Annotated in this window: 1 protein-coding gene; it reads right to left on the reverse strand. The window is 63.8% G+C overall.

Going from position 1 to position 1542, the window contains the following annotated elements; all coding sequences use genetic code 11:
* Positions 1 to 298: 298 nt before the first annotated feature.
* Positions 299 to 1462: an IS110 family RNA-guided transposase gene (locus tag RAD16_RS40275; RefSeq protein ID WP_458163614.1), complete on the reverse strand. Its 1164-nt coding sequence runs from the start codon at positions 1460 to 1462 to the stop codon at positions 299 to 301.
* Between the last annotated feature and the right edge of the window lie 80 nt (positions 1463 to 1542).

Consider the following 1542-nt stretch of genomic DNA (forward strand, 5'->3'; position numbering starts at 1 on the left):
GCGAGCACGCCTTCAGGCTCGTTAGGTTGGGAAGAGCGGCGTGAACTACTCCTATGGTTGGCGATCCAAGGGTCGAGCCGGTTTTGGCAATCTGGTTTGCATGCCAGATCAAACTCACATTCGGTCGTCGCGCGGGGCACGACTGCACCAACATTCCGCTTGCGGCGGGCAGGCTCGAGGGGACGAGACCCTTCTTCGTTGCGGCGTTTGAAGCCATGCAATCCATCGGTTCGTCCACCCGGATCGGCCGAGGCTGATCAACCTCGGCAGATTGGTTTTGAGGCTGAGAGGCCTGGTGTCAGGCGACGGGCTTCATCACGGCTCCCTCGATCACCACGCCGGCGGTCACGTACTTCCAGAGGGCCACGAGCAGCTTGCGCGCCAGCGCCACGATTGTGCGCTTGCGGCCGCGCTGGCTGTTGGCCTTGAACCACTGGGTCAGAGCCGATTGAGGCTGGTGACGTATCCACAACCAGGCGAGCTGGATCATCGTGGTTCTCAGGCGCGGATTACCGGCCTTCGACACCCCCTGCTCACGCTCGATGCCGCCACTGCGCCATGGCGTGGCCGCAAGACCGGCATAGGACGCAACCTGGCGGCGGTTGGCAAACTGACGCCAGAAGGCTTCCGTCCAGAGGGCCGCAGCGAAGTTCGGACCCAGGCCCTTCAAGTCGAGCAGCAGAGCCACCGGATCCGATGCAATCCCCTCGGCCGGCCTGCTCGCAGCCAGCAACGCATCCTGCGCAGCCTCCACCGCCGCGATCTGGCTGAGCAGAAGTTCGAGCCGGTCGAGCTCGCGGCTGATCTGCGCCCTCAGATGCGGCAGCAATGCGCCCCCGTCTCCCGTCCGCAAGGCCTCGAGCCGCCTCCGTCGATCGCGCCGCAGCGGCACGTAGTCGAATATCCCTTGCGCAAACAGAAGACCCTTGATCCGGTTCACATGCACGATCCGCTCCGCGATCAAGGTCCGCCGCTCCCGGCAAAGCCTGCGGCGGTCCTCTTCTTCCGGAGAGGGGACAACGACCATCGCGCAGACCCGTGGTTCGCCGCGCTTGTAGGCCAGCAGCGACCGCAACAGCGTCTCGCCGTCCAACCGGTCCGTCTTGGCCCGCCGGCGCCGGCGCGGCGTCGCGATCGAGGCCGGATCGACCACGTAGCTCTCGACGCCCTCCGGCTGCAGAGTGCGGTGAAGCCAGAACCCATCCAGCCCCGCCTCCTGGATCGTGATGATCGGATAACTCTCGCCCGTTCGCGCCTGTGCCTTACGCTTCAGCTCTGCAAAGAGCTTCAAGAGCTCCGCAATATCGCCGGCCTTCACGCTGTGCTTGGACATCTTCTCGCCCTTGCCCGGCGACAGCGAGGTGACCAGCCATGTCGAACGGCTCAGTTCCAATGACACAAAAATTGCGCCAATCTGCGTGCGGATAGCGGCCGGTCCGTCGGAAAGATGATCGAACAACATCGTTGTCTCCAGGTTGAGTGCTTCAGCAACCTCAGTCTGGCCTCAGACCCGGTCGCTATCCACTCCCCATGGAATCTTCG

The sequence above is a fragment of the Bradyrhizobium sp. 18BD genome (assembly GCF_054185225.1).